Source organism: Mycobacterium sp. E796, from assembly GCF_001672815.1.
In the GTDB taxonomy this organism is placed as follows: domain Bacteria; phylum Actinomycetota; class Actinomycetes; order Mycobacteriales; family Mycobacteriaceae; genus Mycobacterium.
Genome location: NZ_LZKK01000228.1, coordinates 1 through 627, shown reverse-complemented (window position 1 = coordinate 627; position 627 = coordinate 1). Strand labels below are relative to the sequence as shown.

Annotated in this window: 1 protein-coding gene; it reads right to left on the bottom strand. The window is 72.9% G+C overall.

What is annotated here, in order from left to right:
* The coding region (locus A5706_RS16740; protein WP_156767180.1) for a HAMP domain-containing sensor histidine kinase at positions 1-627 on the bottom strand (627 nt) is incomplete at both ends.

Here is a 627-nt window from a genome sequence, read left to right as displayed (position 1 = left end):
GCGTTGTCGAGCAGGTTGGACAGGATCTGCGCCAGCCGGGTCGGGTCCGCTTTCATTCGCAGTTCGTCCGGGCCGGTCCGGATGACCGTGACGCCCGGCGCCAGCAGGGCCGCCCGGTCGGCTTCGGCGTCGACGACGGCGGCGAGGTCGACGTCTTGCAGATCCAGCGGCAGTCCCGCGTCGATGCGGCTCAGGTCGAGCATGTCGGCCACCAGGCGCCCGGCGCGGCGGGCGTCGGACAGCAGCAGGCTGGCACGGCGGTACTGAGCACGGGCCGCGTCGTCGTGCTGCTGGCCGGCGTTGCTGACGAGTTGTTCGGCGGCCGCCTGGATGCCGGCGATCGGCGTGCGCAGCTCGTGCGCGGCGTCGACGAGAAATCGCCGGGTGGCCGCCTCGGCGCGGCGGGCATCCTCGGCCGAGTGCTGGGCCCGCCGCTCGGAGGCTTCCAGCGCCTCCAGCATTCCGTCGAAAGCTGCTGCGGCACGGCCTAATTCGGTATCGGCGCGCTTCGGGCGCAATCGTCGGCCGCGATCACCCGTCGCGATGTTGGTGGCCAGCGCGGTGAGCCGGTCCAGTGGCCGCAGCGCGACCCGGCTGACCGCGATCAGCAGCAGCGCCGCCACCACC